This is a genomic window from Streptomyces sp. NPDC052016, assembly GCF_044548445.1.
Lineage (GTDB): Bacteria > Actinomycetota > Actinomycetes > Streptomycetales > Streptomycetaceae > Streptomyces.
In genome coordinates this window covers 1-26,073 of the sequence record NZ_JBIUBX010000039.1, presented here as the reverse complement: position 1 = coordinate 26,073, position 26,073 = coordinate 1, and the positions used below count along the sequence as shown (strand labels likewise).

Below are 26,073 nucleotides of genomic sequence, written 5' to 3'. Positions count from 1 at the left end.
CTGCGCACCGGCCCCCACGCGTGTCCGCGCACGCTCACTCACCGTGACCGAACGGTCCGCTCCCGCTCTCCGCGCTCGCGCACTGCCGCGTGCCCCGCCCTCCTCGTCTCCACGCCGCCCCGTTCCGCTCGCTCACCCGCCGAAGCCGCTCCGATTCCCGACTGCACGTCTTCCCCCGGCCACCGGCTTCCGGAAGACTCCCGGAAGTTCCGGCGGGAGCGTCCGAGGCGACGCGACGGAGGTGGGGGAAGTGGCGACGGACGAGACGGCACCCGCGCCCCGGGGCAGGGTCACCCTCACGGAGATCGCCCGCCGGGCCGGCGTCTCCGTGCCCACCGTGTCCCGGGTGGTCAACGGCCGCTCCGACGTCTCGTCCGAGACGCGGGCCCGGATCGAGGACCTGCTCCGCCTGCACGGATACCGCAAGCGCCCCTCCTCCGCACCGACCCGCGCCGCCCTGCTCGACCTGGTCTTCAACGACCTCGACAGCCCCTGGGCGGTGGAGATCATCCGGGGCGTCGAGGAGACCGCCCACGCGGCCGGCGTCGGCACGGTCGTGTCGGCCATCCACGGACGCTCCGGCGACGCGAGGGAGTGGATGCGCAACCTGCGGGCCCGCGCCTCCGACGGCGTCATCCTCGTCACCTCGGCCCTGGAACCCACCCTGCACGAGCAGTTGCGCATCCTGGGCGTCCCGCTGGTGGTCGTCGACCCGACGGGCTCCCCCGCCCTGGACACCCCGGCCATCGGCGCCGCCAACTGGGCGGGCGGCCTGGCCGCCACCGAGCATCTGCTCTCCCTCGGCCACCGCAGGATCGGGCTCATCGCCGGCCCGCCGCGCCTGCTGTGCTCCCGCGCCCGCTTCGACGGCTACCGGGCGGCCCTGGAGGCGGCCGGCCTCGCCGTGGAGGAGTCCCTCGTCGTCCCCGGCGACTTCCGACCCGAGTCCGGCTTCACCGGCTGCACCGCCCTGCTCGACCTGCACGAACCACCGACCGCCCTCTTCGCGGCCAGCGACCAGATGGCCCTCGGCGCGATCGAGGCACTGCGCCGGCGCGGGCTGCGCGTGCCGGAGGACATGAGCGTGGTCGGTTTCGACGACCTTCCGGAAGTCCGCTGGTCCTCCCCGCCGCTGACGACCGTCCGCCAGCCCCTCGCCGACATGGGCAAGCTCGCGGCCCGCACCGTGCTCAGCCTGGCGCGAGGCGACCGCCCCGATGCACCGCGCGTGGAACTGGGCACGGAGCTGGTGGTGCGGTCGAGCACCGCGCCACCAGCCCGCCGGTCCTGAGCGCTACTTCCGCCGCAGGGCCTCCCGGATCGCGTGGTACGCCGGCTTCGGCGCGAGCTGCTCGTCCCACGGCAGGGCCGCGCCCTCGCCGGGGAAGAAGGCCGGGATCCACGAGTACTTGTCCGTGTAGTCCCAGACCGTGATCCCGACGCACCGGCGCACCGCGAGGCACGCCTCGGTCATGTCCCGGTACCACTCGGCCTGCTGGGCCAGCTTCTCCTCGGTGGCGGGCAGCAGCATCCGCACGTCGACCTCGGTGAGCGCGGTGTCCAGGCCGAGGCGGGCGAAGCGGCGGAGGTTGTCCTCCAGGGTCGTCGGATAGCCGTACTGGAGGGCGAGGTGGGCCTGGAGGCCGAAGCCGTGCAGCGGGACGCCCTGCGCCTTCAGCTCCTTGGCGAGCCGGTAGTAGGCGTCGCTCTTGGGGCCGACGGCCTCGACGTTGTAGTCGTTGAGGTAGAGCTTCGCCTTCGGGTCGGCCTGGTGGGCCCAGCGCAGCGCGTCGGCGATGTAGCCGGGTCCGAGCGTCTTGTAGAAGATCGTCTCCCGGTAGGTGCCGTCCTCGTTGAACGCCTCGTTGACGACGTCCCAGGCGTAGACCTTGCCCCGGTAGTGGCGGACCTCGGTCTGGATGTGGTTCTTCAGCACGGCCCGCAGTTCGTCGGCCGTCCACTCCCTGCTCGTGAGCCAACCGGGCAGCTGGCTGTGCCAGACCAGGGTGTGGGCGCGGACCTTCTGGTGGTTCGCGCGGGCGAGGTTCACGATCTCGTCGCCCTGGGAGAAGTCGAACACACCCTGCTGGGGCTCGGTGGCGTACCACTTCATGCCGTTGCCGGGGGTGATCATGTCGAACTCGTGGCCGAGGATCTTCGTGTAGGCGGTGTCGGTGAGTTCGGGGTTGTCGGTGGCGCTGCCGAAGTAGCGGCCGTGGCGCTGGGCGAGGTCGGCGAGGGTCTGCTCGCGGTGCCGCTCCCCCGCCTGCGCGGCAGGGCCGCCGGCGACCCCGGCGGCGACCAGGACGGCGGCGAGGGCTCCGGCGAGTCCGAGCCGGGTGCGGAAGGGGCGGGGGGCACGGAAGGTGCTGGCCATGGTGCGACTCCTCACGGTACGGGGTGTGGGTGAGCCGTACGGCGGTGCTGGTGCGGTGCGTTCGCGGGCGCGCGTCATCCCTTCGTGGCGCCGGCGGTGAGGCCGCCGACGAGCTGGCGCTCGGCGACGGAGTAGAAGGCCAGGGCGGGGACCATGGCGAGGACCAGGTAGGCGAAGACCCGGGCGTACTCGGCGGAGTACTGGCCCTGGAACTGCTGGACGCCGATGGGGATCGTCCACCACGTGGAGTCGGTGAAGACCAGCAGCGGCAGGAAGAAGTTGTTCCAGCTGCCCACCACGGCGAGGACGGAGACCGTGCCGAGGGCCGGGCGGGCCATGGGCAGCAGGATTCGCCAGAAGAAGCCGAGCGGGCCGCAGCCGTCGAGGGTGGCCGCCTCCTCCAGCTCGGCGGGGATCTCCCGGAAGAAGCCGCGCAGGATGACGATGGTCATCGGCAGCCCGAAGGCGGCCTGCGGGAGGATCACGCCGAGCGGGTTGTCCAGCAGGTCGAGCGAGCGCAGCAGCAGGAACAGCGGCAGGGCGGCCACCGCGAAGGGGAACATCAGCCCCATGGTGAACAGCGTGAACAGCGCCTCGCGCCCCCGGAAGGCGAACCGGGCGAAGGAGAACGCGGCGAGCGCGGACACCGCGACCACCACCAGCGTCGTCCCGATCGCGATCAGTGTGCTGCTGCCCACCAGCCGCCAGAAGGAGCCCGCGCCGAGGATGTCCGTGTAGTTGGAGGTGATCCAGGAGTCGGGCAGGCCGACGGGGTTGCGGGAGAGCTCGTCGGTGGACTTGAAACCGGACAGGACGGCGTAGACCAGGGGCACGACCATCACCGCGCCGACGGCGACGAGGACGACGTGCAGCGGGAGGGTACGGCCGGTCCTGCGGGCGCGTACGGCGGTGTCGGTCTCGCGGACGCTCACCGCGCCGCCGGTCTTGCGGGCGCTCACGAGCCGCCTCCTCGCAGGGTGGTGGTGGCGCCCTCCAGGTCGCGGTGGAGCACGAACCGCTGGTAGGCGAGGGCGAAGACGAGGCTGATGGCGAACATGGCCACGCTGATCGCGCTGGCGTAGCCGACCTGGTAGCGCTTGAAGCCGTACTGGAACATGGTCACGGCCATCGTCTCGGAGTGGTGGTCGGGGCCGCCCGCGGTGGTGACCCAGACCAGGTCGAAGAGCTGGATCGAACCGATGACGGACAGGAAGACGCTGATTCGCAGCGTCGGCGCGAGCAGCGGCAGGGTGACGTGGCGGAAGCGCTGCCAGGGTCCGGCCCCGTCGATCAGGGCCGCCTCGGTCAACTCGGCCGGGACGGACTGGAGCGCGGCCAGGTAGAGCATCATGTGGAAGCCGAAGTACTTCCACGTCATGACCAGGAACAGGGTGGCCATGACGGTGGACGGGTCGGCGAACCACTGCCCGCCCACCCCGTCCAGGCCGATCGCGCCGAGGACGTGGTCGGCGAGTCCGTCGTCCGGCGCGAAGATCATGCCGAACAGCACGCCGGTGATCGCCTCGGAGAGGATGTACGGCGCGAAGAACAGCATCCGGTAGACGGCCCGGCCGCGGATCCGCTGGTTGAGCGCGACCGCCAGGGCGAGCGCGAACGGCAGCTGGAGGGCGAGCGAGAGCACCACCAGGACCAGGCAGCGCCACAGGTCGCCCAGGAAGACGGGGTCCTGGAAGAGCCGGGTGAAGTTGTCGCCGCCGACGTAGTCCTCGGGCATGCCGAAGCCGCCCCAGCGGAAGAACGCGGCGTACAGCGCGAACAGCATCGGCAGCAGCACGAGCGTGCCGAACAGCACCAGGGCGGGCGCCTGGAAGCCGACGGCGGTGAGCCAGTGCAGCGCGCGCCGCCGGGCCCGCCCCCGGGCCGCGCCGGCGGCCGGGGGCGGAGGGCCGACGTCGGGGCCGCTGCGCTTGTCCGGGAGGAAGGTCGAGGTCATCGCCTGCTGTCCCGCTTCCTTGAGGAACGTGAGGTCATCGCCGGCTACTGCTCTTCCTTCGCGACCTTGGTGATCGACTCGGTGACCTGCTGGGGCGACTTGGATCCGGCGATGAGGGCGGCGACGCTGTCGTTGACCTCCTGGCCGACGGCGGGCGCGTAGGCCTGGTCGAGGTAGAGCTGGAAGCCGGTCGCCGCCTTCAACTGGGTCTGCACGGCCTTGAGGTTGGGGTCGGTGAGGGCGCTCTCGGCGGCCGGGACCACGGGCAGCACGCCGGTCTTCTTGACGAGTTCGGTGTCGGTGGTGGCGGAGGCGAAGAACTTCAGGAAGTCGACGGCCGCCTGCGGGGCGCCCGCCCGCAGGGCGTGTCCGCCGCCTCCGCCGAAGACCTCGGTGAGCGCGCCCTTGCCGCCCTCGACCTTCGGGAACGGGAAGAAGCCGAGGTTCGCGCCGAGCCCCTTGCCCGCGTCGGCCTGGACCACGGGCGCCCACTGGCCCATGAGTTCCATCGCGGCCTTGCCGTTGCCGACGGTGGCCGCCTGGCCGGTGGGGCTGGAGTAGGCGGCGCCGAGGAAGCCCTTCTGGAACGGCTGGAGGTCGACCAGCTCCTGCAGGTGCTGCCCCGCCTGCACGAAGCCCTCCCCGGTGAAGTCCTTGTCGTCGTTGGCCTTCTGGAGAGCGTCGATCCCGGCGGTGCGCATCGCGAGGTAGGCCCAGAAGTACATGCCGGGCCACTTCTCCTTGCCGGCCAGGGCCAGCGGGGTGATGCCGGCGGACTTCAACTTCCGTACGGCGTCGAGGAAGCCGGTCCACGTGGTGGGGGGCGCGCTGATGCCGGCCTGTTGGAAGAGGGCCTTGTTGTACCAGAAGCCGATCATGCCGATGTCGAACGGGATGCCGTAGGCCTTGTCGTCGACGAGGTAGGGCTCCCTGGCGACCGGCAGCAGACCGTCCGCCCACTCCTTGGTCCGGTCGGTGAGGTCCTCGACGAGTCCTGCGTCGATCTGCTGCCTCAGGACGCCGCCGCCCCAGGTGTGGAAGATGTCCGGCAGCTTCCCGGAAGCGGTCAGCGCGGTCATCTTCGACTTGTAGGCGTCGTTCTCCAGCTGGACGATCTTGACTTTGACCTTGGGGTTCTGTGCCTCGAATTGCCTGGCCAGGGCGGCCCAGACGTCCTTGGTCGGCTGGGTGGTGGAGATGTTCCACCACTCGATCGTGGTCGTCCCCGACGACCCTCCGTCCGAGTCGCCGCCGCAGGCGCTCAGTGCCGTCATGCTCAGACCGGCCGCGGCGGAGGCCGCCAGGAAGCCGCGGCGGGACAGTGCCGGGTCGCCCATCATGCGCTCCTTGGGGTACGGGACGGCACACCGTGTCCGTCCAATGATTTCGAAAGTTTCGGAGTAGATCCAGAAAGCTTCGCTGCTGCCGCACCCTAGAGACAGGCTCCGACGGGTGGCAACCCCTTGAACGCAGGGAATCCGACCGGGTCGTCGAGCGGTCGGCTCAGCGGGACGAACGGTGCTCGCACCAGTCGAAGGCCGCGGTGCCCTCCGTGGCGTAGAGCCCGATGACCCGGCCGGTGAAGCCGCCGGCCACCTGGGTGGAGAGGTACCGCCCGTCGAGTTCGGCGAGCGACAGGACGCCTTGGGCGGTTTCGACGGAGAAGGCGATCGTGTCGGGGCCCGCCGGACGGACGCCGGCGGTCTCCTGACCCGCGGTCGTCACCATGGGCGCCACCACGTCCGTCGTGCGGACGTCGACGACGAGGGTGAGCGGCCCGGGAGGTACCGGCCGACGCGCGACCCACTGCCGTACGGGGCCGATCCGGGCGACCACGCCGACCTCTCCCCCGCCCACCTCCAGGTCGTAGTGGTGGGCCTCGTCGAGGCGGACCGACAGTCCCGCGCGCCCGGATCCGGGCTCCAGCAGTGCGGCCGTACGGCAGTCCGGGTGGCGCTGGCGGCGGCCGACGAAGGTGCAGCCCGGCCGGTCCAGGCTGTCACCGGTCGCGACGAGGGTCAGCCGGCCGGGCCGGGCGCTCAGCGACCAGGACCCCTCGGGCCTGCGGCGCGGGGAGATCCAGTACGGCGCGAGAGCGGGGGCGTCGAAGTCGTCCCGCTCCGGCTCGGGCGGGAGCGGGTGCCAGGCGCCCGCCGGCGCGGGGTGCCGCTCGCGCACCGGGCCCACCCGGGGCCAGCCGTCCACCCACTCGACCGGGGTCAGGAAGGTCTCCCGGCCGAGCACGTGGAACTGGGGGAACCAGCCGCGCGGGCGCGTGCCGAGCAGCACCATCCACCAGCTGCCGTCGGCCGCCTCGACCAGGTCGGCGTGGCCGGTGCACTGGACCGGCAGATCGGTGCCCGCGTGACTGAGGAGCGGGTTGGCCGGGGCGGGTTCGTAGGGGCCCAGGGGCGAGCGCGCGCGGGCGACGGACACACTGTGCCCGTGAGCCGTGCCGCCCTCGGCGAGCAGCAGGTACCACCACTCCCCGATGCGGTACAGGTGCGGGGCCTCCGGGTGCTGGAGCCCCGTGCCGGACCACACCTTGACCGGCCCTTCGAGGACCTTGCCGGTCACCGGGTCGATACGGGCCACCCCCACGCCCGCGACCGCGCACCAGCAGGTGCCGTCCTCGTCCCAGGCGAGGTCGGGGTCGATGCCCGGCAGGTCGATCCACACCGGATCCGACCACGGGCCCTCCGGCCGTTCGGCGGTGACGAGGAAGTTCCCGCCGCCGGCGACGTTCGTGGTGATCATGTGGAAGCGGCCGTCGTGGTGGCGGATCGTGGGCGCGTAGACACCGGCCGAGGCGGGCAGGTCGTCCGGCAGCGGCAGTTGGGAAGGCCGGTCCAGGACGTTGCCGATCTGCTGCCAGTGGACGAGATCGCGGCTGTGGAAGAGCGGGACTCCGGGGAAGTACTCGAAGCTGGAACAGACCAGGTAGTAGTCGTCCCCGACCCGGCAGACGCTGGGGTCGGGGTGGAAGCCGGTGATGACGGGATTGTCGTAGGTCCTGCGCGACGCCTTGCCGTTCGTCCTCACGTACGTCAGCCCCTTCGGGAGACCGGAGCGGTCGAAACATTCGGTCTCGTCGACGAACATTACGGAGCGGACTGTAGGGAGCCACGGGTGGCTCGGCAAGACGGCATCGATCGGCCGAACCACCCGCCATCCGGTCCGGCACGCGCTTGCACCCGCCGCGCGCGTCCACACGGCTGCCGTGCTCCGGGTCCTCAAGCCCTGCGGGCATACCCGAGCCGTCCGGCCACGCCCGCGTCCGCCCGCCCGGCCACGCCCGCGTCCGCCCGCCGGGCCGTGCCCACGTCCGCCCGCGTCCGCCCGCCGGGCCGTGCCCACGTCCGCCCGCGTCCCCCGTCACCGCCCCGGCAGGCGAGGCGCTTATCGTGACCGACATGCAGTCCTACACCATCGGCCAGGCCGCGCGGCTGCTCGGCGTGAGCCCCGACACCGCGCGCCGCTGGGCGGACGCGGGCCGGGTGGCGACCCACCGCGACGAGACCGGACGACGCCTCATCGACGGAAAGGACCTCGCCGAGTTCTCCGTCGAACTCGCGGGGTCCACCGGCGGCGAGGAGGGCGCCTCCTACACCTCGGCCCGCAACGCCTTCCCCGGCATCGTCACGGCGATCAAACTCGGCGACGTCGCCGCCCAGGTCGAGATCCAGGCCGGCCCGCACCGCCTCGTCTCCCTGCTCACGCGGGAGGCCGTCGAGGAACTCGGCCTGGAGGTCGGTATGGAGGCCACGGCCCGCGTGAAGTCGACGAACGTACACATCGACCGCGTCTGAGCGTCCGCCGGGCCGACCACAGGTCATCGCCGTAGGAACGCACATGCGCGGCGAAGCCCGCGATCGCCCCTGATGATGCGATGCCACAGGAGACATACGCCTCGCATGTGCGGCATCATCATCACACCGGGCCGCACCGGGCTGCGCCGGGGCTGTTCGAGGGCTCGCAGACACCGAGGAGTACACCGTGATGACCCGTACCAGGCGTCGCGCCCGCCGCACCCTCCAGGCGACCGGCGTGGGAGTCGCCGCGCTGCTGGCCCTGAGCGCCTGTTCCTCCGACGGCTCCGCGGACGCGTCCTCGAAATCCGGCTCCCCCTCCTCCGCGAAGCTCTCCGGCACGGTGACCGTCTTCGCGGCCGCCTCCCTGCAGGAGAGCTTCACGACGCTCGGCGAGGAGTTCGAGAAGACCCACCCCGGGACGAAGGTCACCTTCAACTTCGGTGGCAGCGACACTCTCGCCGCGAACATCACCGGCGGCGCCCCGGCCGACGTCTTCGCCGCCGCCAGCGCCAAGACGATGGAGATCGTGACGGACCACAAGGCGAACGCGACGCCTCCGGTGACCTTCGTCCGCAACCGGCTGGCGATCGCCACCCTGCCGGGCAACCCCGACGGGGTCACCTCGTTCGAGGACCTCACCAGGCCCGGCCTGAAAGTCGTCCTGTGTGACAGGACGGTCCCCTGTGGGGCCGCCGCCCAGAAGGCCCTCGACGCGAGCGGCCTGAAGCTGACCCCGGTCTCCTACGAGCAGGACGTCAAGGGCGCCCTGACGAAGGTCGAGCTGAAGGAGGCCGACGCGGCGGTGGTGTACAAGACCGACGTGCACGCGGCGGGTGACAAGGTGGACGGCGTGGACTTCCCCGAGTCGGCCGACGCCGTGAACGACTACCCCATCACCCTCCTGAGGGACGCGCCGAACGCCGAGGCGGCCAAGGCCTTCATCGCCCTGGTGCGATCGGCCGACGGTCAGAAGGTGCTGTCCGAGGCCGGGTTCCTCGAGCCATGACGTCTCCCGCGAAGACCGGTACCGCGGACACGCCGCACCACGACGGCGCGCGGCCCGGTCGCGTCCGCACGGGCGTGCCCTTCGCCCTCCTCCTCCCCGCCCTCCTCGGCCTGGCGTTCCTCCTCCTCCCGTTGGTCGCCCTGCTGGTACGCGCCCCCTGGCACAGCCTTCCCGAGCAGCTGACCAGCCCCGCGGTCTGGCAGGCCCTCCGGCTCTCCCTGGTCTGCGCCACGGCCGCGACCGCCGTGAGCCTGGTCGTCGGCGTGCCCCTGGCCTGGCTGTTGGCCCGCACCGACTTCCCCGGCCGCGGTGTCGTCCGCGCCTTGGTGACCCTCCCCCTGGTCCTGCCCCCGGTCGTGGGCGGCGTGGCCCTGCTGCTCGCCCTCGGCCGCAACGGCGTGGTCGGGCGGTGGCTGGACGCCTGGTTCGGCATCACCCTCCCCTTCACCACGACCGGGGTCGTCCTCGCGGAGACCTTCGTGGCGATGCCGTTCCTGGTCATCAGCGTCGAGGGCACCCTGCGCGCCGCCGACCCCCGCTACGAGGAGGCGGCCGCCACCCTGGGCGCCTCCCGCTTCACCGCGTTCCGGCGCGTCACCCTCCCCCTGATCGCGCCGGGCATCGCGGCCGGCGCCGTACTGGCCTGGGCCCGCGCGCTCGGCGAGTTCGGGGCGACGATCACCTTCGCGGGCAACTTCCCCGGCCGCACCCAGACGATGCCGCTCTCCGTCTACCTCGCCCTCCAGAGCGACCCGGAGGCCGCGATCGCCCTCAGCCTGGTCCTGCTGGCCGTCTCGATCGCGGTCCTGGCAGGCCTGCGCGACCGCTGGATGACCGCCTCATGAGCTCCACCACCCGCGCCACGACGACGACCGGCCCGCCCGGCGAAGGGCTCGACGCCCGTCTCGTCGTCGACCGCGGCCCGTTCCGCCTCGACGTCTCCCTGACCGCGGCCCCCGGCGACGTCGTGGCACTGCTCGGCCCCAACGGCGCCGGGAAGACGACCGCCCTGCGCGCCCTCGCCGGCCTCGTCCCGCTCTCCGGCGGCCATCTCCGGCTGGACGGTACGGCGCTGGAGCGCACACCGCCGGAGTCCCGCCCTGTCGGCGTGGTCTTCCAGGACTACCTGCTCTTCCCGCACCTGACCGCCCTGGACAACGTGGCCTTCGGCCCGCGCTGCCACGGCGCGACCAAGGCGGAGGCCCGCGCCCGGGCCGCCGCGTGGCTGGAGCGCATGGGGCTCGCCGCGCACGCCGGCGCCAAGCCCCGCCGCCTCTCCGGCGGCCAGGCCCAGCGCGTGGCCCTGGCCCGTGCCCTCGCCACCCGCCCCCGGCTGCTCCTGCTGGACGAGCCGCTCGCCGCGCTGGACGCCCGGACCCGTCTCGAGGTCCGCGCCCAACTCCGGCGTCACCTGGCCGAGTTCGAGGCCGTCGCCGTCCTCGTCACCCACGACCCGCTCGACGCCATGGTCCTCGCGGACCGCCTGGTCGTCGTCGAGCACGGCGCGGTGGTCCAGGAGGGCACTCCGTCCGACATCGCCCGTCATCCGCGCACCGACTACATCGCGCAGTTGGTCGGCCTGAACCTCTACCGGGGCCGGGCCGACGGCCACACCGTGCGTCTCGACGCGGGTCCGGCGACCACCGCGGGCAAGGCACCCACCGGGCCGGTCATCACCACCACGGAGCATCTCTCCGGGCCCGCCTTCGTGGCGTTCCCGCCGAGCGCGGTCACCCTCCACCGCGACCGCCCCACCGGCTCCAGCGCCCGCAACCTCTGGCGCTGCGAGGTCGCCGGACTGGAGACCCACGGCGACCAGATCCGCGCCGACCTCACCGGCGAACTCCCCCTCGCCGCCGACCTCACCACGGTCGCGGCCGCGGAACTCGACCTGCACCCGGGGGCTCCGGTATGGGCGACGGTGAAGGCGGCCCAGACCCACGCCTACCCGGCATGACAAAGCCTGCATAGCCACGACAGACAACAGAGTGCATACCGGGCAGAGAGGGCATGGGGTCCTACGGTGGTTGCCATGACCCTGAGCATCCGCAACCAGCTCCCCGGCACCGTCACCGCCGTCAACCCCGGCGAGGTGATGGCCACCGTCGGGGTCCGTCTCACCGGTGGTCAGGCCCTCACCGCGGCGATCACCCTGGACGCCGTCACCGACCTCGGTCTCGCCCCGGGCACCGCCGTCCGGGTCCTGGTGAAGGCGACGGAGGTCTCCCTCGCCACGGCGCGGGCCGACCACCTCTCGATCCGCAACCAGCTTCCCGGGACGGTCACCGAGGTCACGGCCGGGGGAGCCATGGCCTCCGTGAAGATCGCCTCGGAAGCCGGCGAACTGACCTCCGTGATCACCAAGGAGGCGGCCACCGACCTGGGACTGACGGCCGGCTCCCCGGTGGTCGCCCTGATCAAGTCGACCGAGGTCTCGCTGGTGACGGCCTGACACGCCGAGGGCTCCCGCCCGAACCGGACGGGAGCCCCACGCCTGCGGCGTCCGCGCGTCAGTCCTCGTACGCGTCCAGCGGCGGGCAGGAGCAGACCAGGTTCCGGTCACCGAAGGCCTGGTCGATCCGGCGCACCGGCGGCCAGTACTTGTCGGCCGCGGACACCCCGGCCGGGAAGACGGCCTCCTCGCGCGTGTACGCGTGCTCCCACTCGCCGCCGAGCGCGCCCGCGGTGTGCGGGGCGTGGCGCAGCGGGTTGTCGTCGGCGGGCCACTCGCCGGAGCCGACCTTCTCGATCTCGGCGCGAATGGCGATCATCGCCTCGCAGAACCGGTCGAGCTCGGTCAGGTCCTCCGACTCGGTCGGCTCGATCATCAGCGTCCCGGCCACCGGGAACGACATCGTCGGCGCGTGGAAGCCGTAGTCGATGAGCCGCTTGGCCACGTCGTCGACGCTCACCCCGGTCGCCTTGGTCAGCGGCCGCAGGTCGATGATGCACTCGTGCGCGACCAGCCCGCCGGGGCCGGTGTACAGCACCGGGTAGTGCGGCTCGAGCCGCTTGGCGATGTAGTTGGCGGACAGCACCGCCACCTGCGTGGCCCGCTTCAGCCCCTCACCGCCCATGAGCCGCACATAGGCCCACGAGATCGGCAGGATCCCCGCGGAACCCCAGGGCGCCGCCGAGATCGGCCCGACACCCGTGTCGGGCCCGGCGGCGGGCTGCAGCGGGTGGTTCGGCAGATACGGCGCCAGGTGCGACCGTACGGCGACCGGGCCGACGCCGGGACCGCCGCCGCCGTGCGGGATGCAGAACGTCTTGTGCAGGTTCAGGTGGGAGACGTCACCGCCGAAGTGGCCCGGCTTGGCGACCCCGACGAGCGCGTTGAGGTTGGCGCCGTCGACGTAGACCTGCCCGCCGGCCTCGTGCACCCGCGCGCAGATGTCGGCGACGTGCTCCTCGAACACACCGTGCGTCGACGGGTACGTGATCATCAGCACCGCCAGCTCGTCCCGGTGCTTCTCGATCTTCGCCCGCAGGTCCTCGATGTCGATCTCGCCGTCCTCGGCGGTGTTCACGACGACGACCTTCATGCCCGCCATCACGGCGCTGGCGGCGTTGGTGCCGTGCGCGGACGACGGGATGAGGCACACGGTCCGCTGCTCGTCGCCGTTGGCCCGGTGGTACCCGCGGACGGCCAGCAGACCGGCCAGCTCGCCCTGGGACCCGGCGTTGGGCTGGAGGGACACCTTGTCGTACCCGGTGACCTCGGCGAGGCGTTCCTCCAGCTCACGGATGAGCGTGAGGTAACCCTGCGCCTGCTCCGCGGGCGCGAAGGGGTGCAGCTGCCCGAACTCGGGCCAGGTGACCGGCTCCATCTCGGTGGTCGCGTTGAGCTTCATGGTGCAGGAACCCAGCGGGATCATGCCACGGTCGAGCGCGTAGTCGCGGTCGGCGAGCCGGCGCAGGTAGCGCAGCATCGCGGTCTCGGAGCGGTGCTCGTGGAAGACGGGGTGGGTGAGGAAAGCGTCGCTGCGCAGCAGCCCGGCCGGCAGCGCGCCCTCGGTGACCGCGTCGAGCGCCTCGACGTCCCCGTCGACCCCGAAGGCGGCCCAGACGGCGCCCACCTGGGCCCGCCCGGTGGTCTCGTCGCAGGCGACCGACACATGGTCCGCGTCGACGAGGTGCAGGTTCACGCCGTTGTCCCGCGCGGCGGCGACGACCTCGGCGGCCCTCGCGGGCACGCGCACGGTCAGCGTGTCGAAGTAGGAGCCGTGCACGACCTCCACGCCACCGGCCGTGAGCCCCGCAGCCAGGATCGACGCGTACCGGTGCGTCCGCCGAGCGATCCCCTTCAGCCCCTCGGGCCCGTGGTAGACGGCGTACATCCCGGCCATGACGGCGAGCAGCACCTGCGCCGTGCAGATGTTGCTGGTCGCCTTCTCGCGCCGGATGTGCTGCTCACGCGTCTGCAGCGCCAGCCGGTAGGCCTTGTTCCCGTCGGCGTCGACGGACACGCCCACGAGCCGCCCGGGCAGGCTGCGCGCGAACTTCTCGTGCACGGCCATGTAGCCGGCGTGCGGCCCGCCGAAGCCCATCGGCACCCCGAACCGCTGCGTGGTCCCGACCGCGATGTCCGCGCCCAGCTCACCCGGCGACGTCAGCAGCGTCAGCGCGAGCAGATCGGCGGCCACGGTGACGAGCGCTCCGAGCCCATGCGCCTGCTCGATGACCGGCTTGATGTCACGTACGGCCCCGGAGGCGCCCGGGTACTGGATCAGTACGCCGTTGATCTCCCGAGCTGCGATCTCGGCCGGGATGCCCTCACTGAGGTCGGCGACGACGACCTCGACGCCGGTCGGCTCGGCCCGGGTCTCGATCACGGCGATGGTCTGCGGCAACGCGTCCGCGTCGACCAGGAAGAGGCCCTTCTTGTTCTTGCCCATGCGCCGGGACAGCGCCATCGCCTCGGCGGCGGCCGTGCCCTCGTCGAGCAGGGAGGCGCCGGAGGTCGGCAGGCCCGTGAGGTCGGCGACCATGGTCTGGAAGTTCAGCAGCGCCTCGAGCCGGCCCTGGGAGATTTCCGGCTGGTAGGGCGTGTAGGCCGTGTACCAGGCCGGGTTCTCCATGACGTTGCGCAGGATGACGGGCGGCGTGAAGGTGCCGTAGTAGCCGAGCCCGATCATTGAGCCCAGGACCTGGTTGCGATCGGCCAGCGCGCGCAGCTCGGCCAGCACCTCGGCCTCCGACCGGGCGCCCGGCAGGTCCAGCGCGTCGGCGCTCTTGATCACGTCCGGGACGGCGGCGGCGGTGAGCTCGTCCAGCGAGCCGTACCCGACCTGCGCGAGCATCTTGGCCCGCGCCTCCTGGTCGGGCCCGATGTGGCGCTGCTCGAAGGGGATTCCCTGTTCGAGGTCGGAGAGCGGAATGCGATGGGCGGTCATTGCGGAGGCCTCCTGGTCTGACGCGACCTTCGAGGGGCACCACGGAACGGGTACCCGGACGGCCTCCCCCTCTGTCATCTCAACCTGAGAGCTTCACCGGCCGCCCGAGAGCGCCCGGCTTTCACCGTCGGTGAGAGCGGAAGCCGTCGACACCCGCCCTGCTTTCCAGAGTGACCTCGTCCGTGCGGTACGTGTGCCTGAGAGATTCCGGGGAGGATTTGCTCCTTCGGCGCCTCCGGAGATCTCCGGAGAACTCTCCCGCACGGGGTCAGCAGCCGTTGTCAGACTACCAGCGAGGTCAACGCCACCTCCTGTCGAGTGGCCGCCATCACAAATGTGCTCTTTTGTAGTGCTTACGGATGAGTTGCGACCAAGTGGAGGGCCCGTGCAGACCGACATCGATCCGCGCAACCTGATCGGCCGCAAGGCGTTCGACCGCAACGGCACCAAGATCGGCACCATCGACGAGGTCTACCTCGACGACGCGACCGGCGTGCCGGAGTGGGCGGCCATACGCACCGGCCTGTTCTCCCGGGACGCCTTCGTCCCCCTCGAGCCCAGCGAACTGGTCGACGGCACCCTCCGCGTCCCCTTCGACCGCGCCCTGATCAAGGACGCCCCGGACTTCGGCGTGGGCCGCCACCTCTCCCCCGAGCAGGAACTCCAGCTCTACCACCACTACGGCCTCGACGTGGGCGCCCCTCCCCCGCTCGAGGACCACGACTTCGGAAAGCTGGCGGGCAAGGACGAGACCTGAACCCGGTCGGGCACAGCTGCGACGGGACAGCGCAGGCCACGGGCCCCATCACCGGCGCCGCGTCACGTTCCGCCGTCGACCGGCAGTGGAAACGGTGCTGCTCGCCGGGGCCCGTGTCCGGGTGCTGGGTGGCCGGATCCGGGGTCGGTCGCCTCCTGGAGGGCCCTCAGGCCGACGGCCGACCCGGTGACCCGCGCACCACGCCCCGTTGCCTCGTCCCGGCACTCCGGGAACCCCGACAGGACGCACCGACGTCAGGACCCGCCCCCGTGCCGCCCCACCGGCACATCGCCCTCCGCCCCCGCCGCGCCGGCCGACTCCGCGGTGCCCACCGTGCCCACCGTGCCCACCGTCTGCACCGCGTTGTCGATGTCCCCAGTGCCCGCCGCGTCCGCTGAGCCCGCCGTGCCCGCCACCCCCTCTGCTTCCACAGTGGCCGCCGCATCCGCCGCGTCCGACGACGCGGCCTCCCCCGGTCTTCGCCGCACCAGCGGCAACGGATCAGCCGGTTCCAGATCCGGGTCGTCGATCCGGAACGTCCGCACCCGGCCCACCTCCGACTCCGGCGTCTCGAACCGCACGGTCACCCGCCCCAGCCCACTCCCCTGCACCCAGCCGTGCCCCAGCTCGCTGTGCCGCACGTCGTGCCCGGGCCGCCAGTGATGCTCGGCCGGTACCGCCTCCTCCTGGACGGGCTCGACCGCGACCTCCTCCTCCGGCCCCTCCCCGCGCTCCTCGGCCGCCTGCGCGAACAGGTCCTCCTGGGTGAAGTCGGCCAGCCCGCTGACCCCGACGCCGAGCAACCGCACCCCGCCCGTGGTGTCCACGGAGTCGAGCAGCCGTGCGGCCGCCTCCCGCACCACCGCGGGATCGTCCGTGGGCCCCCGCAGCGTCTCGGACCGGGTCAGGGTGGAGAAGTCGTACCGCCGCACCTTCAGCACGATGGTCCGTCCCGACAGACCCGCGCCCCGAAGCCTGTGCACACACCGATCGGCCAGCCGCCGCACCTCCGTCTCCACCCGCACCCGGTCGTGGATGTCCACGTCGTAGGTGTCCTCGACCGACACCGACTTGGTCTCCCGCTCCGCCACCACGGGCCGGTCGTCGCGCGCCAGCGCCATGGCGTACAGCCCGTGCCCGTGTGCCTTGCCCAGCAGCCGTACGAGCTCGTCCTCGCCCGCCTCGACGATCTCGTCGACCGTGGTGATGCCGGCCCGCCTCAGATGGTCGCCCGTGGCCGGTCCGACCCCCGGCAGCGTCCGCACCGACATGGGACCTAGAAGTGCCCGCTCCGTGCCCGGTTCGATCAGCACCAGGCCGTCGGGTTTGGCCTGCTCCGAGGCGATCTTCGCGAGCATCTTGGAGGCGGCCAGGCCCACCGACCCCGTCAGCCCCGTGACGGCCCGGATGTCCGCCCGCAGCCGCACTCCGGCCAGCCGCGCCGACTCGCTGTCCCAGGCCGCTCCCCCGGCCTCCAGGTCCACGAACGCCTCGTCCAGACTCAGCGGCTCGACGAGCGGAGACAGGGCCCGCAGCAGCCCCATGACCTGGTCACTGATCGACCGGTAGAAGGCGAAGCGCGGACTGAGGTAGGCGGCGTTCGGAGCCAGCCGACGCGCCTGGGCCGTGGGCATCGCCGAGTGCACCCCGAAGACCCGCGCCTCGTACGAGGCGGTCGCCACCACCCCGCGCGGCCCCAGACCGCCGACGATCACGGCCTTCCCGCGCAGACTCGGCTTGGACGCCTGCTCCGCCTGCGCGAAGAAGGCATCCATGTCGAGATGCAGGATGGTGGGCGCGTTTCTCACATCTCCGATGCTGCACCACGCCACTGACAATGACCGACCGCGGACCGGCCGCCCGGCGCCCCGACATTGCCGGCGGACCGGCCGTCCGGCGCCCCGACAATACGGCGGAGCCAGCCCCGTTCGGCGGTCCGGGCACCCGGCGCCCGACGGGAAGGGCTCAGACCGCCCGGTTGCGCCGCCGCGCCAGTTCGTCCGCCGGATTGTGCCCGACGAGCGTCTCGCCGGTGTCGACCCGCTCCCCGTGCAACTGGGACAGCGCGCTCTCGACGTCCCGCCACACCACGCCGACGGCGATGCCGAAGATGCCCTGACCGCCCTGGAGCAGTGCGTGGACCTCGTCCGGCGAGGTGCACTCGTAGACCGTCGCACCATCGCTCATCAGCGTCAGGCGCTCCAAGTCGCGAAACCCGCGCTCGCGCAGGTGCTGCACGGCGGTGCGGATGTTCTGCAGCGACACGCCGGTGTCGAGGAACCGCTTGACGATCTTCAGGACGACGACGTCCCGGAAGCTGTACAGACGCTGTGTGCCGGACCCGTACGCGGGGCGCACGCTCGGCTCGACGAGCCCGGTGCGCGCCCAGTAGTCCAGTTGCCGGTAGGTGATGCCGGCGGCCGCACAGGCCGTCGGACCGCGGTAGCCGATCTGCTCGGACGCCATGGACGCCGCCCCTCCGCTGCTCGGCACGGCCGCCGGTCGCTGAGGAGCGTGATCGGCCGCGCTGCCGTGATGGGGGTACCCCCTGCTCGAACGCAGCCGCGAGTTCGGGGGAGGGTACGGACCGCTCCCCCCGACACCGAGTCCGGGGGCACCCCCAGCCGTACCGTCGCCGCTGCTTCTCACGCCGACCTCCGTCCTTGACCTGCCTTCTCGACGGTAGGCAGTCACCAGGGGTGCGTCAACGATCGCCACACTCGCCACGCCGAGTGATAATCACCCTAAGAGTGGTTTCCCGCACCCCACCGCGGGGAAAGGCTAGCCGAATGCGCTGAGGGGAAGCCGTAGGACGCTCTCACGGGCCACCGGCAATTGCCGAGGCGGAGCGCCTCCTACTGGTTGCTGCTGCCGAAGTCCTCGGGCGAGATCTGGTCGAGGAACTCGCGGAACTTCTCCACCTCGTCCTCCTGCTCGTCCGGGATGGCGATCCCCGCGTCGTCGAGCACGGTGTCGCTGCCGTAGATCGGCGTCCCGGTGCGCAGTGCCAGCGCTATGGCGTCGGAGGGGCGGGCGCTCACCTCGACGCCGCTGGCGAAGACCAGCTCGGCGTAGAAGACGCCTTCACGCAGGTCCGTGATGCGCACTTCCGTGAGCTCCTGGCCGACGGCCTCCAGCACGTCCTTGAACAGGTCGTGGGTCAGCGGCCGCGCGGGAGCCATGCCCTGCTGGGCGAAGGCGATGGCCGTCGCCTCCCCCGGTCCGATCCAGATGGGGAGGTAGCGGTCGCCTCCCACTTCACGCAGCAGCACGATCGGTTGGTTGGAGGGCATCTCGACCCGGACACCTACGACATCGAGCTCGTTCACACAGCAACCCTAGGCCGTGCCCGGGACGTTTGGGTAGTCGGGCCGGGAACGGGTGACCGATCCGGGCCGCCCGGAGCCCTCTGTCTCAGGGCAGCCGCACACCGAGCGCGGTCTGCACCAGCGCCGCGTGCAGCCTGACCGTGAGGTCGGCGAGCTCCTTCGTCCGGGCCTGCGCAAGGGCCCTGGTCTGCGGATTGCGGTGCCTCTTGAGCGGGGCGACCACCTGGTCCACCAACCCCGCCTCACGGTCGGCGGCGGCCTTCATCACCCGCAGATGCCGGGGCTCGATGCCGAAGCGCCCCAGTTCGGCGATGAGTGAGGCCACCGTGGCCGCCTCGGCGTCGTAGACGCCGTCCTCCAGCGGCACGACGAGCCCGTACGACTCCCATTCCGCGAGCTCCGGCTCCCCGATGCCCGCGGCCGCCAGCAGCTCGGCCCGCCCGATGCGGGCCACCGTGGGGGCGTCGGACGGCTCGGGGACGGCCTCCCCGTCCCGCTGCCGGCCCAGGGTCGGCAGCTGCGCGGCCTCGCCGCGCTCCATGGCGTCCAGGTACTCCCGGATCACCTTGAGCGGCAGGTAGTGGTCCCGCTGCATCCTCAGTACGTGCCCGAGACGCTCGACGTCCTCGGCACTGAACTTGCGGTACCCGGATGGGGTCCGCTGCGGCTCGACGAGCCCCTCCGACTCCAGGAAGCGGATCTTGGAGATGGTGACTTCGGGGAACTCGTCGCGCAGCACGTTCAGCACCGTGCCGATGCTCATCAGACCACCGTCCGCGGTGGCGGTGCCGTGTCCGGCACCGCCCCTCGGTGTTCGCAGCATGGGCCTTCCCTGGGAGTACCCCCGGACGGAGCCCGGGGGGAGGGTCAGTAGCCTCGCTGGCTCGCGTAGAAGACCAGCCGGTACTTGCCGATCTGCACCTCGTCGCCGTTCGACAGAGCGACCTCGTCGATCCGCTCCCGGTTGACGTACGTGCCGTTCAGGCTGCCGACGTCGGCCACCGTGAACGAACCGTCCTGGCGGCGCCGGAACTCCACGTGGCGGCGCGACACCGTCACGTCGTCCAGGAAGATGTCGCTCTGCGGGTGACGCCCGGCCGTGGTCAGGTCACCGTCCAGCAGGAAGCGGCTGCCCGAGTTGGGCCCACGACGCACGACGAGCAGGGCGGAGCCGAGCGGCAGCGCGTCCACAGCGGCCTGCGCCTCGGGCGAGAGCGCCGGCAACTGGGTCTGACCGGTGGTCTCGGAGTCGTAGGCCTCCAGACCGGAGATGGAGATGGTGGAGGTCGTCTCCGACGCGCGCTCGGGCGTCAGGCCGGGCCTCAGCGGCGCGCCGCAGTTGGAACAGAAGCGGCTGTTCTCCGCGTTGCGGTTACCGCACCTCGTACACACCAGGGCCGACATAGGGGAAAACCCTCCACCCGCACTTGAGGTTGACGGTTGGCCGAAACCTATGCCGCCGGACTGGGCAGGGTCAACCGACGCCCCGCCCTGGCCTCCGGAAATGTCACCACCCGGACCAGGCACCTGGTCGCGGAACAACGGCCGCTGGCCCTCCGCGTCAGGCTGTGCGCGATGGCGGGCGGTCGCGTTGTCGCTGCCCTCTCGCGCGCTCTTGCCGAACAACTTCGCAAACAACTTCACGGGCGATTCCCCTTGACCGAAACAGACCCGCCCGTGGGGCAGGACGAACCCTGACTGAATACACCGGCCGACCCGGACACCTTCACAACGTCCGTATCCACCAGACAGTTTCCACCACGCACCACCCGATCGGTGCGCCGACCCCCCGCAACCTCATGCCCCTGCCGGACGGCCCGCATGCACCCCCGGTTCACTGGGAGGACGACCGAGCGTAGTCAGGCTGCTCCGCCGGTCGCAAGGCGTCCACGACGATCTTGGTCGATCGCTCGACGGTCACGGTGGCCTGCTCCTTCTCGAGAGTCTGCACCACGCCTCCAGGGATGTTGAGCGCCGGTTCGAGGTCCTGCGGCTTGCCGATGACCTTGAAACGATAGGGCGCGTTGATCTTGTTCCCGTCGACACTCACACTCTTGCCGGAATCCGTCAGGAACGTGCCGGCGACGACCCTCACGTCGTTCACCTGGATCGCCTCCGCCCCTGCCGCGCGCAGCTCCTGGATCGCGTCGAGCAGCATGTCCGCCTCGACCGTCCCCTTCGTGTCCTCGATGGTCATGGTGATGCCGGGCCCCTGGGCGGCCACCGTGCCCGCCAGAATGCCCAGTTGCTTCTCCTTCTCGACCGTCTGCTTCCGGGCCTCCTCGGCCTGGTCGGAGCTGTTCTCCAGCTCCTGCCGCTGCTTCTCGAGTCCCTGCTTCTCGTCCTCAAGACGCTGACTGCGGTCATCGAGTTCATCGAGGATGCGTACGAGATCCTCCTGACGCGCGCCCCGCAGGGCGTTGCTGCTCTCGCTGTTGGAGGCGACCTGGACGGCCAGGCCGAAACCGAGGCCGAACAACAGCACCGCGACGATGAGTTGCGCCCGCGACACGCGCGGCGGCCACAGCCCCTGCACCAGCCGCTGCCGGCCGGTCAGCGACGGCTCGGAGGCCTCCTCGGGCGCGTCCGCCCCCACGTCCGCCGCAGGGACCTCCGCGGGCAGCTCTCTGCGCAGCCTGGTGGTCGGCGTCTCGTCCTGGTGCGTCCCGTCCTGGTTGCTCATCGGCCTCACGCCCGGAACACGTGCCGGCGGATCGCCGCGGCATTGGAGAAGATACGGATGCCCAGGACGACCACGACGCCCGTGGACAGCTGCGCTCCCACGCCCAGCTTGTCCCCGAGGAAGACGATCAGGGCGGCCACGACCACGTTCGACAGGAACGACACGACGAAGACCTTGTCGTCGAAGATGCCGTCGAGCATGGCCCGCAGACCGCCGAACACGGCGTCCAGCGCCGCCACGACGGCGATCGGCAGATAAGGCTCGACGACCGCCGGAACCTCGGGCCGGACCAACAGGCCGGCCACGACTCCCACGACGAGGCCCAGTACGGCGATCACGATGTGCCCTTCTCAGTTCTCGGCTGTGCTGTACGTACGATCACACTCGGTGCGGCGGGCAGCCGGACGTCGTCCTCCACGGAAAGGGCGGTCCGGATGTTGAAGTTCTCCTGCAGGGCGTTCAGGTACAGCCCGTCGGCGCTGTCCTGGAACCGCGTGCCGAGGTTCTTGCCGTCCCCCACCGCGAGCACCGTGTACGGCGGCACCAGCGGCTTGTTGTCGACCAGTATCGCGTCGCCCGCTGCCCTGATCGCCGACAGCGCCGTCAGCCGCTGCCCGTTGATGGAGACGGCCTCGGCTCCGGACGCCCACAGCCCGTTGACCACGCGCTGCATGTCGCGATCGCGCACCCGACCGGTGTCGGAGAACCCGGTGGTCTCGCGCGGATCGCCCTCGCCGCCCGTGGCGGCTTCCTTCGCATCGTCCACGACCAGCTTGATCCCGGGGCCGTGCACCTCGACCGCGCCCGCCAGAATGCCCACGAGCTCCGCCTGGTCGCCGCCCCCGCTGTCCCTGAGCGCCTCCCGCTGCCGCGCGCTCACGTCGTCGCGCAGCTCGTCGACGGTCCCCTCGAGCTTGTCCGCCGCCTCGGTCTCCCGGTCGATGCGGTCGATCAGCTCCTCGCGCTCCTTGGCCACGACGGGAGCGGCGACGCGTGCCTGCGCCGCGCCGACGGTCACCACGAGGGCGGCGAGCACCAGACCGGCCGCCAGGCCCAGCTTCGCCCGCAGCGTCTTGGGCATGCCCCCGGCGCCGTCGGCCCGCTTCCGGGCGGCGGCCTCGGCGTACCCGTCGTCGAGGCTGTGGTCCATGACGTTCGTGAGCAGCGACATGGACGCGTCCGGGCGCGACGCGCGCGCGGGTGTGCTCCGAACGGGGGGCTGCTGCGGCATGCCGCACATCGTCGCACGCCGCGCCCAGTAGCTCCGAACGGCCCCACCGGCGTGCCGGACAGGCCCCCTTGGGGGACACGTGTCCGGCACGCGCGCGTGGTGCGGGTTTCAGCGCCCGGCGCTGTCCACGACCGTCGTCCACTCGTCCAGCAGGGCCTGCGCGGAGGCGTCGTCGGGACCCTCGGCCCACAGGTGCGTGACGGCCTCGGCCGGGTCCGGCAGGACCATGACCCAGCGTCCGTCCGTCTCCACCACGCGGACACCGTCGGTGGTGTCCACGAAGCGGTCCCCGGCGGCTTCGACGACCCGCCGCATCACGAGCCCCTTCACGGCCCACGGCGTCGCCAGATCCCGCTTCAGGACGTGCGCCCGCGGGATCCGCGCGTCGATCTGGCTCAGCGTGAGCTGCGTCCGGGCCACGAGCCCGATCAACCGGACGAAGGCCGCCGTACCGTCGAAGACGCTGCTGAACTCCGGGACGATGAATCCGCCCTTGCCGTCGCCACCGAAGATCGTCGACTCGTCCTGTCCGACCCTGGTCAGGTCGTCCGGCGAGGTCGTCGTCCACTCGACTTGAGTGCCGTGATACGCCGCCACCTGCTCGGCGATCCTCGTCGTCGTCACCGGCAGGGCCACCCGCCCGCTGCGCCGCTCCGCGGCCACCAGGTCGAGCATCACGAGCAGGGCCCGGTCGTCCTCGATGATCCGGCCCTTCTCGTCCACCAGGGACAGCCGCTCGCCCACGGGGTCGAAACGCACGCCGAACGCTGCCCGCGAGGACGCCACGATCTCCCCGAGCCGCACGAGCCCCCGGCGCCGCATGTCGCCCGTCTCGGTCGGCCTGGACTCGTCCAGACCGGGGTTGATGGTCAGCGAGTCCACCCCGAGCTTGCCGAGCAGACTCGGCAGCACGAGCCCGGCGCTTCCGTTCGAGGCGTCCACGACGACCTTCAGACCCGACTCGGAAATCCCGGTCGTGTCCACGTTCCGCAGCAGCGACCCGGTGTACGAGTCGAAGACGCTGGCCGGGAAGTGCAGGTCCCCGATCTCGCCCGGGAACGCCCGCCGGTACTCCTGCCGCGCGAACACCCGGTCCAGCTTCCGCTGGCTGCCCTGTGACAGATCGGCGCCCTGCCCGTCGAAGAACATGATGTCCACCGAGTCCGGCACACCGGGCGAGGTCCGGATCATGATGCCGCCGGCACTGCCCCGCGCGGTCTGCTGCCGCGCCACGGGCAGCGGCACGTTCTCCAGGTCCCGTACGTCGATGGCGCTCGCCTGCAACGCGGAGATGACCGCCCGCTTCAGCGCACGCGCACCGCGGGAGTGGTCACGGGCCGTGGTGACCGTGGAGCCCTTCTTCAGCGTCGTCGCATAGGCGCCGGCGAGCCGCACCGCCAGCTCCGGCGTGATCTCCACGTTCAGGATTCCCGACACCCCGCGGGCGCCGAAGAGGTGCGCCTGCCCCCGCGACTCCCAGATCACCGAGGTGTTGACGAACGCGCCCGCTTCGATGGTCTTGAACGGATAGACCCGCACATTGCCCTGCACGATCGATTCTTCACCGATCAGGCACTCATCACCGATCACGGCACCGTCCTCGATCCGGGCGGCCCGCATGATGTCGGTGTTCTTGCCTACGACACACCCGCGCAGGTTGCTGTGCTGCCCGACGTAGACGTTGTCGTGCACGACGGCCTTGTGCAGGAAGGCGCCGCTCTTCACGACGACGTTCGACCCGACGACGGTGTGCTCACGGATTTCCGCGCCGGCCTCGACCTTGGCGTAGTCACCGATATAGAGAGGCCCACGCAGAACGGCGTCGGGATGCACTTCGGCACCTTCGGCCACCCACACGCCCGGCGAGATCTCGAACCCGTCGAGCTCGACGTCGACCTTGCCCTCGAGGACGTCGGCCTGCGCCTTCACATAGCTCTCGTGCGTGCCGACGTCCTCCCAGTAGCCCTCGGCGACATAGCCGTAGATCGGCTTGCCTTCCTTCATGAGCTGCGGGAAGACGTCGCCGGACCAGTCGACGGGCACGTCGGCCTCGACGTAGTCGAAGACCTCGGGCTCCATCACGTAGATGCCGGTGTTCACGGTGTCCGAGAAGACCTGGCCCCAGGTCGGCTTCTCCAGGAAACGCTCGACCTTGCCCTCTTCGTCGACGATCGTGATGCCGAATTCCAGCGGATTGGGCACCCGTGTCAGACAGACGGTGACCAGCGCACCCTTTTCCTTGTGGAAGTTGATCAGTTCGGTGAGGTCGAAGTCGGTCAGGGCATCACCGGAGATCACGAGGAAGGCGTCGTCCTTCAACGCCTCCTCTGCGTTCTTGACGCTTCCGGCGGTACCGAGTGGCTTCTCCTCGTTGGCATAGCTGAGCTCCATTCCGAGCTCTTCACCATCACCGAAGTAGTTCTTGACCAATGACGCCAGGAACTGGACAGTGACGACGGTCTCGTTGAGCCCATGCCTTTTGAGCAGCCTCAGAACGTGCTCCATGATCGGCCGGTTGGCCACCGGCAGGAGCGGCTTGGGCATGCTCGAGGTCATAGGGCGAAGGCGTGTGCCTTCGCCTCCGGCCATCACGACGGCCTTCATGTCGGAAGCGTCCTCCTTGAAGAGACGACGGTCTAGCCGACTTCACCCGTCCAGATTGTCCCGCACTTTTCCGCCGCGGGCCATCGAGCCACTGCTAGGCGATCGGCGGGCTCAGTCGGCCATGGCGTCCGCACGGACCAGGCGGCGGACTTGCACCACGTAGAGGACTCCTGCCCACCAGTAGAGCGTTGTACCCCATCCTGCGAACGCCCATCCGAAAATAGCAGCGAGTGACGCCAACCATCCAGATCCGTCACTGAGCAGCAGAAGGGGGAAGGCGTACATCAGGTTGAACGTGGCCGCCTTCCCGAGGAAGTTGACCTGGGGCGGCGGATAGCCGTGCCGCCTGAGGACGCCCACCATCAGCAGCAGAAGCAGTTCCCGCGCGAGAAGTACCGCCGTCAACCAGACAGGCAGAATCTCCCGCCAGGTGAGACCGACCAGGGTGGACAGAATGTAGAGCCGGTCAGCGGCCGGGTCGAGAAGCCGGCCCAGGCTGCTGATCTGGTTCCAGCGACGTGCGAGCTTGCCGTCCAGGTAGTCGCTGACCCCGCTCAGAGCCAGCACCAGGAGGGCCCAGCCGTCGCTCTGCGGACCCCCGAACTCAGGCCTGAGAATCAGCCACAGGAACAAGGGCACGCCGACGAGACGCGCCATGCTGAGGATGTTCGGGATGGTGAGGACCCGGTCGGTCTGAACACGGGTCTCCTGGACCTCCACCCGGGGGCCTCCAGTAGGAAACGAGCCAACGATGCCCCCTGACCTTACCTCAACGCAAAAAAGCTCTGGCTCCTGGGCTGTATGCCCAAGAGCCAGAGCTGTAAAAGGAGTTCGGCGGCGTCCTACTCTCCCACAGGGTCCCCCCTGCAGTACCATCGGCGCTGTAAGGCTTAGCTTCCGGGTTCGGAATGTAACCGGGCGTTT

General features: G+C 70.8%; 23 protein-coding genes, 1 rRNA gene and 1 riboswitch. Of the genes, 7 read left to right on the top strand and 17 right to left on the bottom strand.

The window, feature by feature from the left end; all coding sequences use genetic code 11:
* Nucleotides 1–241 precede the first annotated feature (241 nt).
* Nucleotides 242–1,291: a LacI family DNA-binding transcriptional regulator gene (locus tag ACIHAR_RS36445; RefSeq protein ID WP_400023503.1), complete on the top strand. Its 1,050-nt coding sequence runs from the start codon at nucleotides 242–244 to the stop codon at nucleotides 1,289–1,291.
* 3 nt (nucleotides 1,292–1,294) lie between these two features.
* On the opposite strand, the gene ACIHAR_RS36440 is transcribed toward ACIHAR_RS36445, so the two are convergent.
* From ACIHAR_RS36440 to ACIHAR_RS36420, 5 genes are all read right to left on the bottom strand, one after another.
* Nucleotides 1,295–2,377: an endo-1,4-beta-xylanase gene (locus ACIHAR_RS36440; protein ID WP_400023501.1), complete on the bottom strand. Its 1,083-nt coding sequence runs from the start codon at nucleotides 2,375–2,377 to the stop codon at nucleotides 1,295–1,297.
* A gap of 74 nt (nucleotides 2,378–2,451) precedes the next feature.
* Nucleotides 2,452–3,216 (bottom strand): carbohydrate ABC transporter permease, encoded by a 765-nt coding sequence (locus ACIHAR_RS36435; protein WP_365465038.1) that lies wholly within the window; start codon nucleotides 3,214–3,216, stop codon nucleotides 2,452–2,454.
* A gap of 116 nt (nucleotides 3,217–3,332) precedes the next feature.
* Nucleotides 3,333–4,331, bottom strand: a complete 999-nt coding sequence (locus ACIHAR_RS36430; protein WP_400023499.1) for a carbohydrate ABC transporter permease — start codon at nucleotides 4,329–4,331, stop codon at nucleotides 3,333–3,335.
* Between the two features lie 44 nt (nucleotides 4,332–4,375).
* Entirely contained in the window at nucleotides 4,376–5,668 is a 1,293-nt protein-coding gene (locus ACIHAR_RS36425; RefSeq protein ID WP_400023498.1) for an extracellular solute-binding protein, read from the bottom strand.
* Nucleotides 5,669–5,834: 166 nt separating this feature from the next.
* Nucleotides 5,835–7,433, bottom strand: coding sequence for a glycoside hydrolase family 43 protein (locus ACIHAR_RS36420; protein WP_400023496.1), 1,599 nt, complete (start codon nucleotides 7,431–7,433; stop codon nucleotides 5,835–5,837).
* Between the two features lie 311 nt (nucleotides 7,434–7,744).
* Here ACIHAR_RS36420 and ACIHAR_RS36415 point away from each other — a divergent pair, with 311 nt between their 5' ends.
* The 5 genes from ACIHAR_RS36415 to ACIHAR_RS36395 all read left to right on the top strand — a co-directional run bounded on the left by ACIHAR_RS36415 (nucleotide 7,745) and on the right by ACIHAR_RS36395 (nucleotide 11,601).
* Complete coding sequence (locus ACIHAR_RS36415) at nucleotides 7,745–8,140, top strand: helix-turn-helix transcriptional regulator (RefSeq protein WP_365464758.1); 396 nt, start codon at nucleotides 7,745–7,747, stop codon at nucleotides 8,138–8,140.
* Nucleotides 8,141–8,330: 190 nt separating this feature from the next.
* Nucleotides 8,331–9,149 carry a molybdate ABC transporter substrate-binding protein gene (modA, locus tag ACIHAR_RS36410; protein WP_400023494.1) on the top strand — a complete coding sequence of 273 codons (819 nt, stop codon included), beginning with the start codon at nucleotides 8,331–8,333 and terminating at the stop codon, nucleotides 9,147–9,149.
* Nucleotides 9,146–9,994, top strand: coding sequence for an ABC transporter permease (locus ACIHAR_RS36405; protein WP_400023492.1), 849 nt, complete (start codon nucleotides 9,146–9,148; stop codon nucleotides 9,992–9,994). Before modA ends, ACIHAR_RS36405 begins: the two co-directional genes overlap by 4 nt.
* The gene (locus ACIHAR_RS36400) at nucleotides 9,991–11,106 is read left to right on the top strand and encodes an ABC transporter ATP-binding protein (RefSeq protein ID WP_400023490.1); all 1,116 of its coding nucleotides are present in this window, start codon (nucleotides 9,991–9,993) and stop codon (nucleotides 11,104–11,106) included. Before ACIHAR_RS36405 ends, ACIHAR_RS36400 begins: the two co-directional genes overlap by 4 nt.
* 75 nt (nucleotides 11,107–11,181) lie before the next feature.
* Nucleotides 11,182–11,601, top strand: a complete 420-nt coding sequence (locus ACIHAR_RS36395; RefSeq protein ID WP_365464746.1) for a TOBE domain-containing protein — start codon at nucleotides 11,182–11,184, stop codon at nucleotides 11,599–11,601.
* A gap of 58 nt (nucleotides 11,602–11,659) precedes the next feature.
* On the opposite strand, the gene gcvP is transcribed toward ACIHAR_RS36395, so the two are convergent.
* A complete protein-coding gene (gene gcvP / locus ACIHAR_RS36390) occupies nucleotides 11,660–14,545 on the bottom strand; it encodes an aminomethyl-transferring glycine dehydrogenase (RefSeq protein ID WP_400023487.1) in 2,886 nt (961 codons plus the stop codon).
* A 175-nt stretch (nucleotides 14,546–14,720) separates the two neighbouring features.
* A riboswitch (glycine riboswitch) is annotated at nucleotides 14,721–14,816 on the bottom strand.
* 114 nt (nucleotides 14,817–14,930) lie between these two features.
* On the opposite strand from gcvP, the gene ACIHAR_RS36385 reads away from it, so the two are divergent.
* Nucleotides 14,931–15,302 (top strand): PRC-barrel domain-containing protein, encoded by a 372-nt coding sequence (locus tag ACIHAR_RS36385; protein WP_365464740.1) that lies wholly within the window; start codon nucleotides 14,931–14,933, stop codon nucleotides 15,300–15,302.
* A gap of 254 nt (nucleotides 15,303–15,556) precedes the next feature.
* On the opposite strand, the gene ACIHAR_RS36380 is transcribed toward ACIHAR_RS36385, so the two are convergent.
* From ACIHAR_RS36380 to rrf, 11 genes are all read right to left on the bottom strand, one after another.
* Nucleotides 15,557–17,110 (bottom strand): DNA polymerase IV, encoded by a 1,554-nt coding sequence (locus ACIHAR_RS36380; RefSeq protein WP_400023485.1) that lies wholly within the window; start codon nucleotides 17,108–17,110, stop codon nucleotides 15,557–15,559.
* 157 nt (nucleotides 17,111–17,267) lie between these two features.
* On the bottom strand, nucleotides 17,268–17,951 hold the full coding sequence (locus tag ACIHAR_RS36375) for a MerR family transcriptional regulator (RefSeq protein ID WP_365464734.1): 684 nt from the start codon (nucleotides 17,949–17,951) through the stop codon (nucleotides 17,268–17,270).
* 206 nt (nucleotides 17,952–18,157) lie between these two features.
* Nucleotides 18,158–18,631 (bottom strand): bifunctional nuclease family protein, encoded by a 474-nt coding sequence (locus tag ACIHAR_RS36370; RefSeq protein ID WP_030833746.1) that lies wholly within the window; start codon nucleotides 18,629–18,631, stop codon nucleotides 18,158–18,160.
* Nucleotides 18,632–18,716: 85 nt separating this feature from the next.
* Entirely contained in the window at nucleotides 18,717–19,454 is a 738-nt protein-coding gene (locus tag ACIHAR_RS36365) for a MerR family transcriptional regulator (RefSeq protein ID WP_365464731.1), read from the bottom strand.
* 44 nt (nucleotides 19,455–19,498) lie between these two features.
* Nucleotides 19,499–20,383: an FHA domain-containing protein gene (locus ACIHAR_RS36360; protein WP_365465033.1), complete on the bottom strand. Its 885-nt coding sequence runs from the start codon at nucleotides 20,381–20,383 to the stop codon at nucleotides 19,499–19,501.
* An 82-nt stretch (nucleotides 20,384–20,465) separates the two neighbouring features.
* The gene (locus tag ACIHAR_RS36355; RefSeq protein ID WP_365464728.1) at nucleotides 20,466–21,314 is read right to left on the bottom strand and encodes a DUF881 domain-containing protein; all 849 of its coding nucleotides are present in this window, start codon (nucleotides 21,312–21,314) and stop codon (nucleotides 20,466–20,468) included.
* Between the two features lie 5 nt (nucleotides 21,315–21,319).
* On the bottom strand, nucleotides 21,320–21,652 hold the full coding sequence (locus tag ACIHAR_RS36350) for a small basic family protein (RefSeq protein WP_003988855.1): 333 nt from the start codon (nucleotides 21,650–21,652) through the stop codon (nucleotides 21,320–21,322).
* Entirely contained in the window at nucleotides 21,649–22,485 is an 837-nt protein-coding gene (locus ACIHAR_RS36345; protein WP_400023482.1) for a DUF881 domain-containing protein, read from the bottom strand. The genes ACIHAR_RS36350 and ACIHAR_RS36345 overlap by 4 nt, the downstream gene beginning before the upstream one ends.
* Before the next feature lie 168 nt (nucleotides 22,486–22,653).
* Nucleotides 22,654–25,149 (bottom strand): mannose-1-phosphate guanyltransferase, encoded by a 2,496-nt coding sequence (locus tag ACIHAR_RS36340; protein WP_365464722.1) that lies wholly within the window; start codon nucleotides 25,147–25,149, stop codon nucleotides 22,654–22,656.
* A 111-nt stretch (nucleotides 25,150–25,260) separates the two neighbouring features.
* Nucleotides 25,261–25,869 carry a CDP-alcohol phosphatidyltransferase family protein gene (locus ACIHAR_RS36335; protein WP_365464720.1) on the bottom strand — a complete coding sequence of 203 codons (609 nt, stop codon included), beginning with the start codon at nucleotides 25,867–25,869 and terminating at the stop codon, nucleotides 25,261–25,263.
* Between the two features lie 109 nt (nucleotides 25,870–25,978).
* A 5S ribosomal RNA gene (rrf, locus tag ACIHAR_RS36330) occupies nucleotides 25,979–26,073 on the bottom strand; the annotation flags it as partial.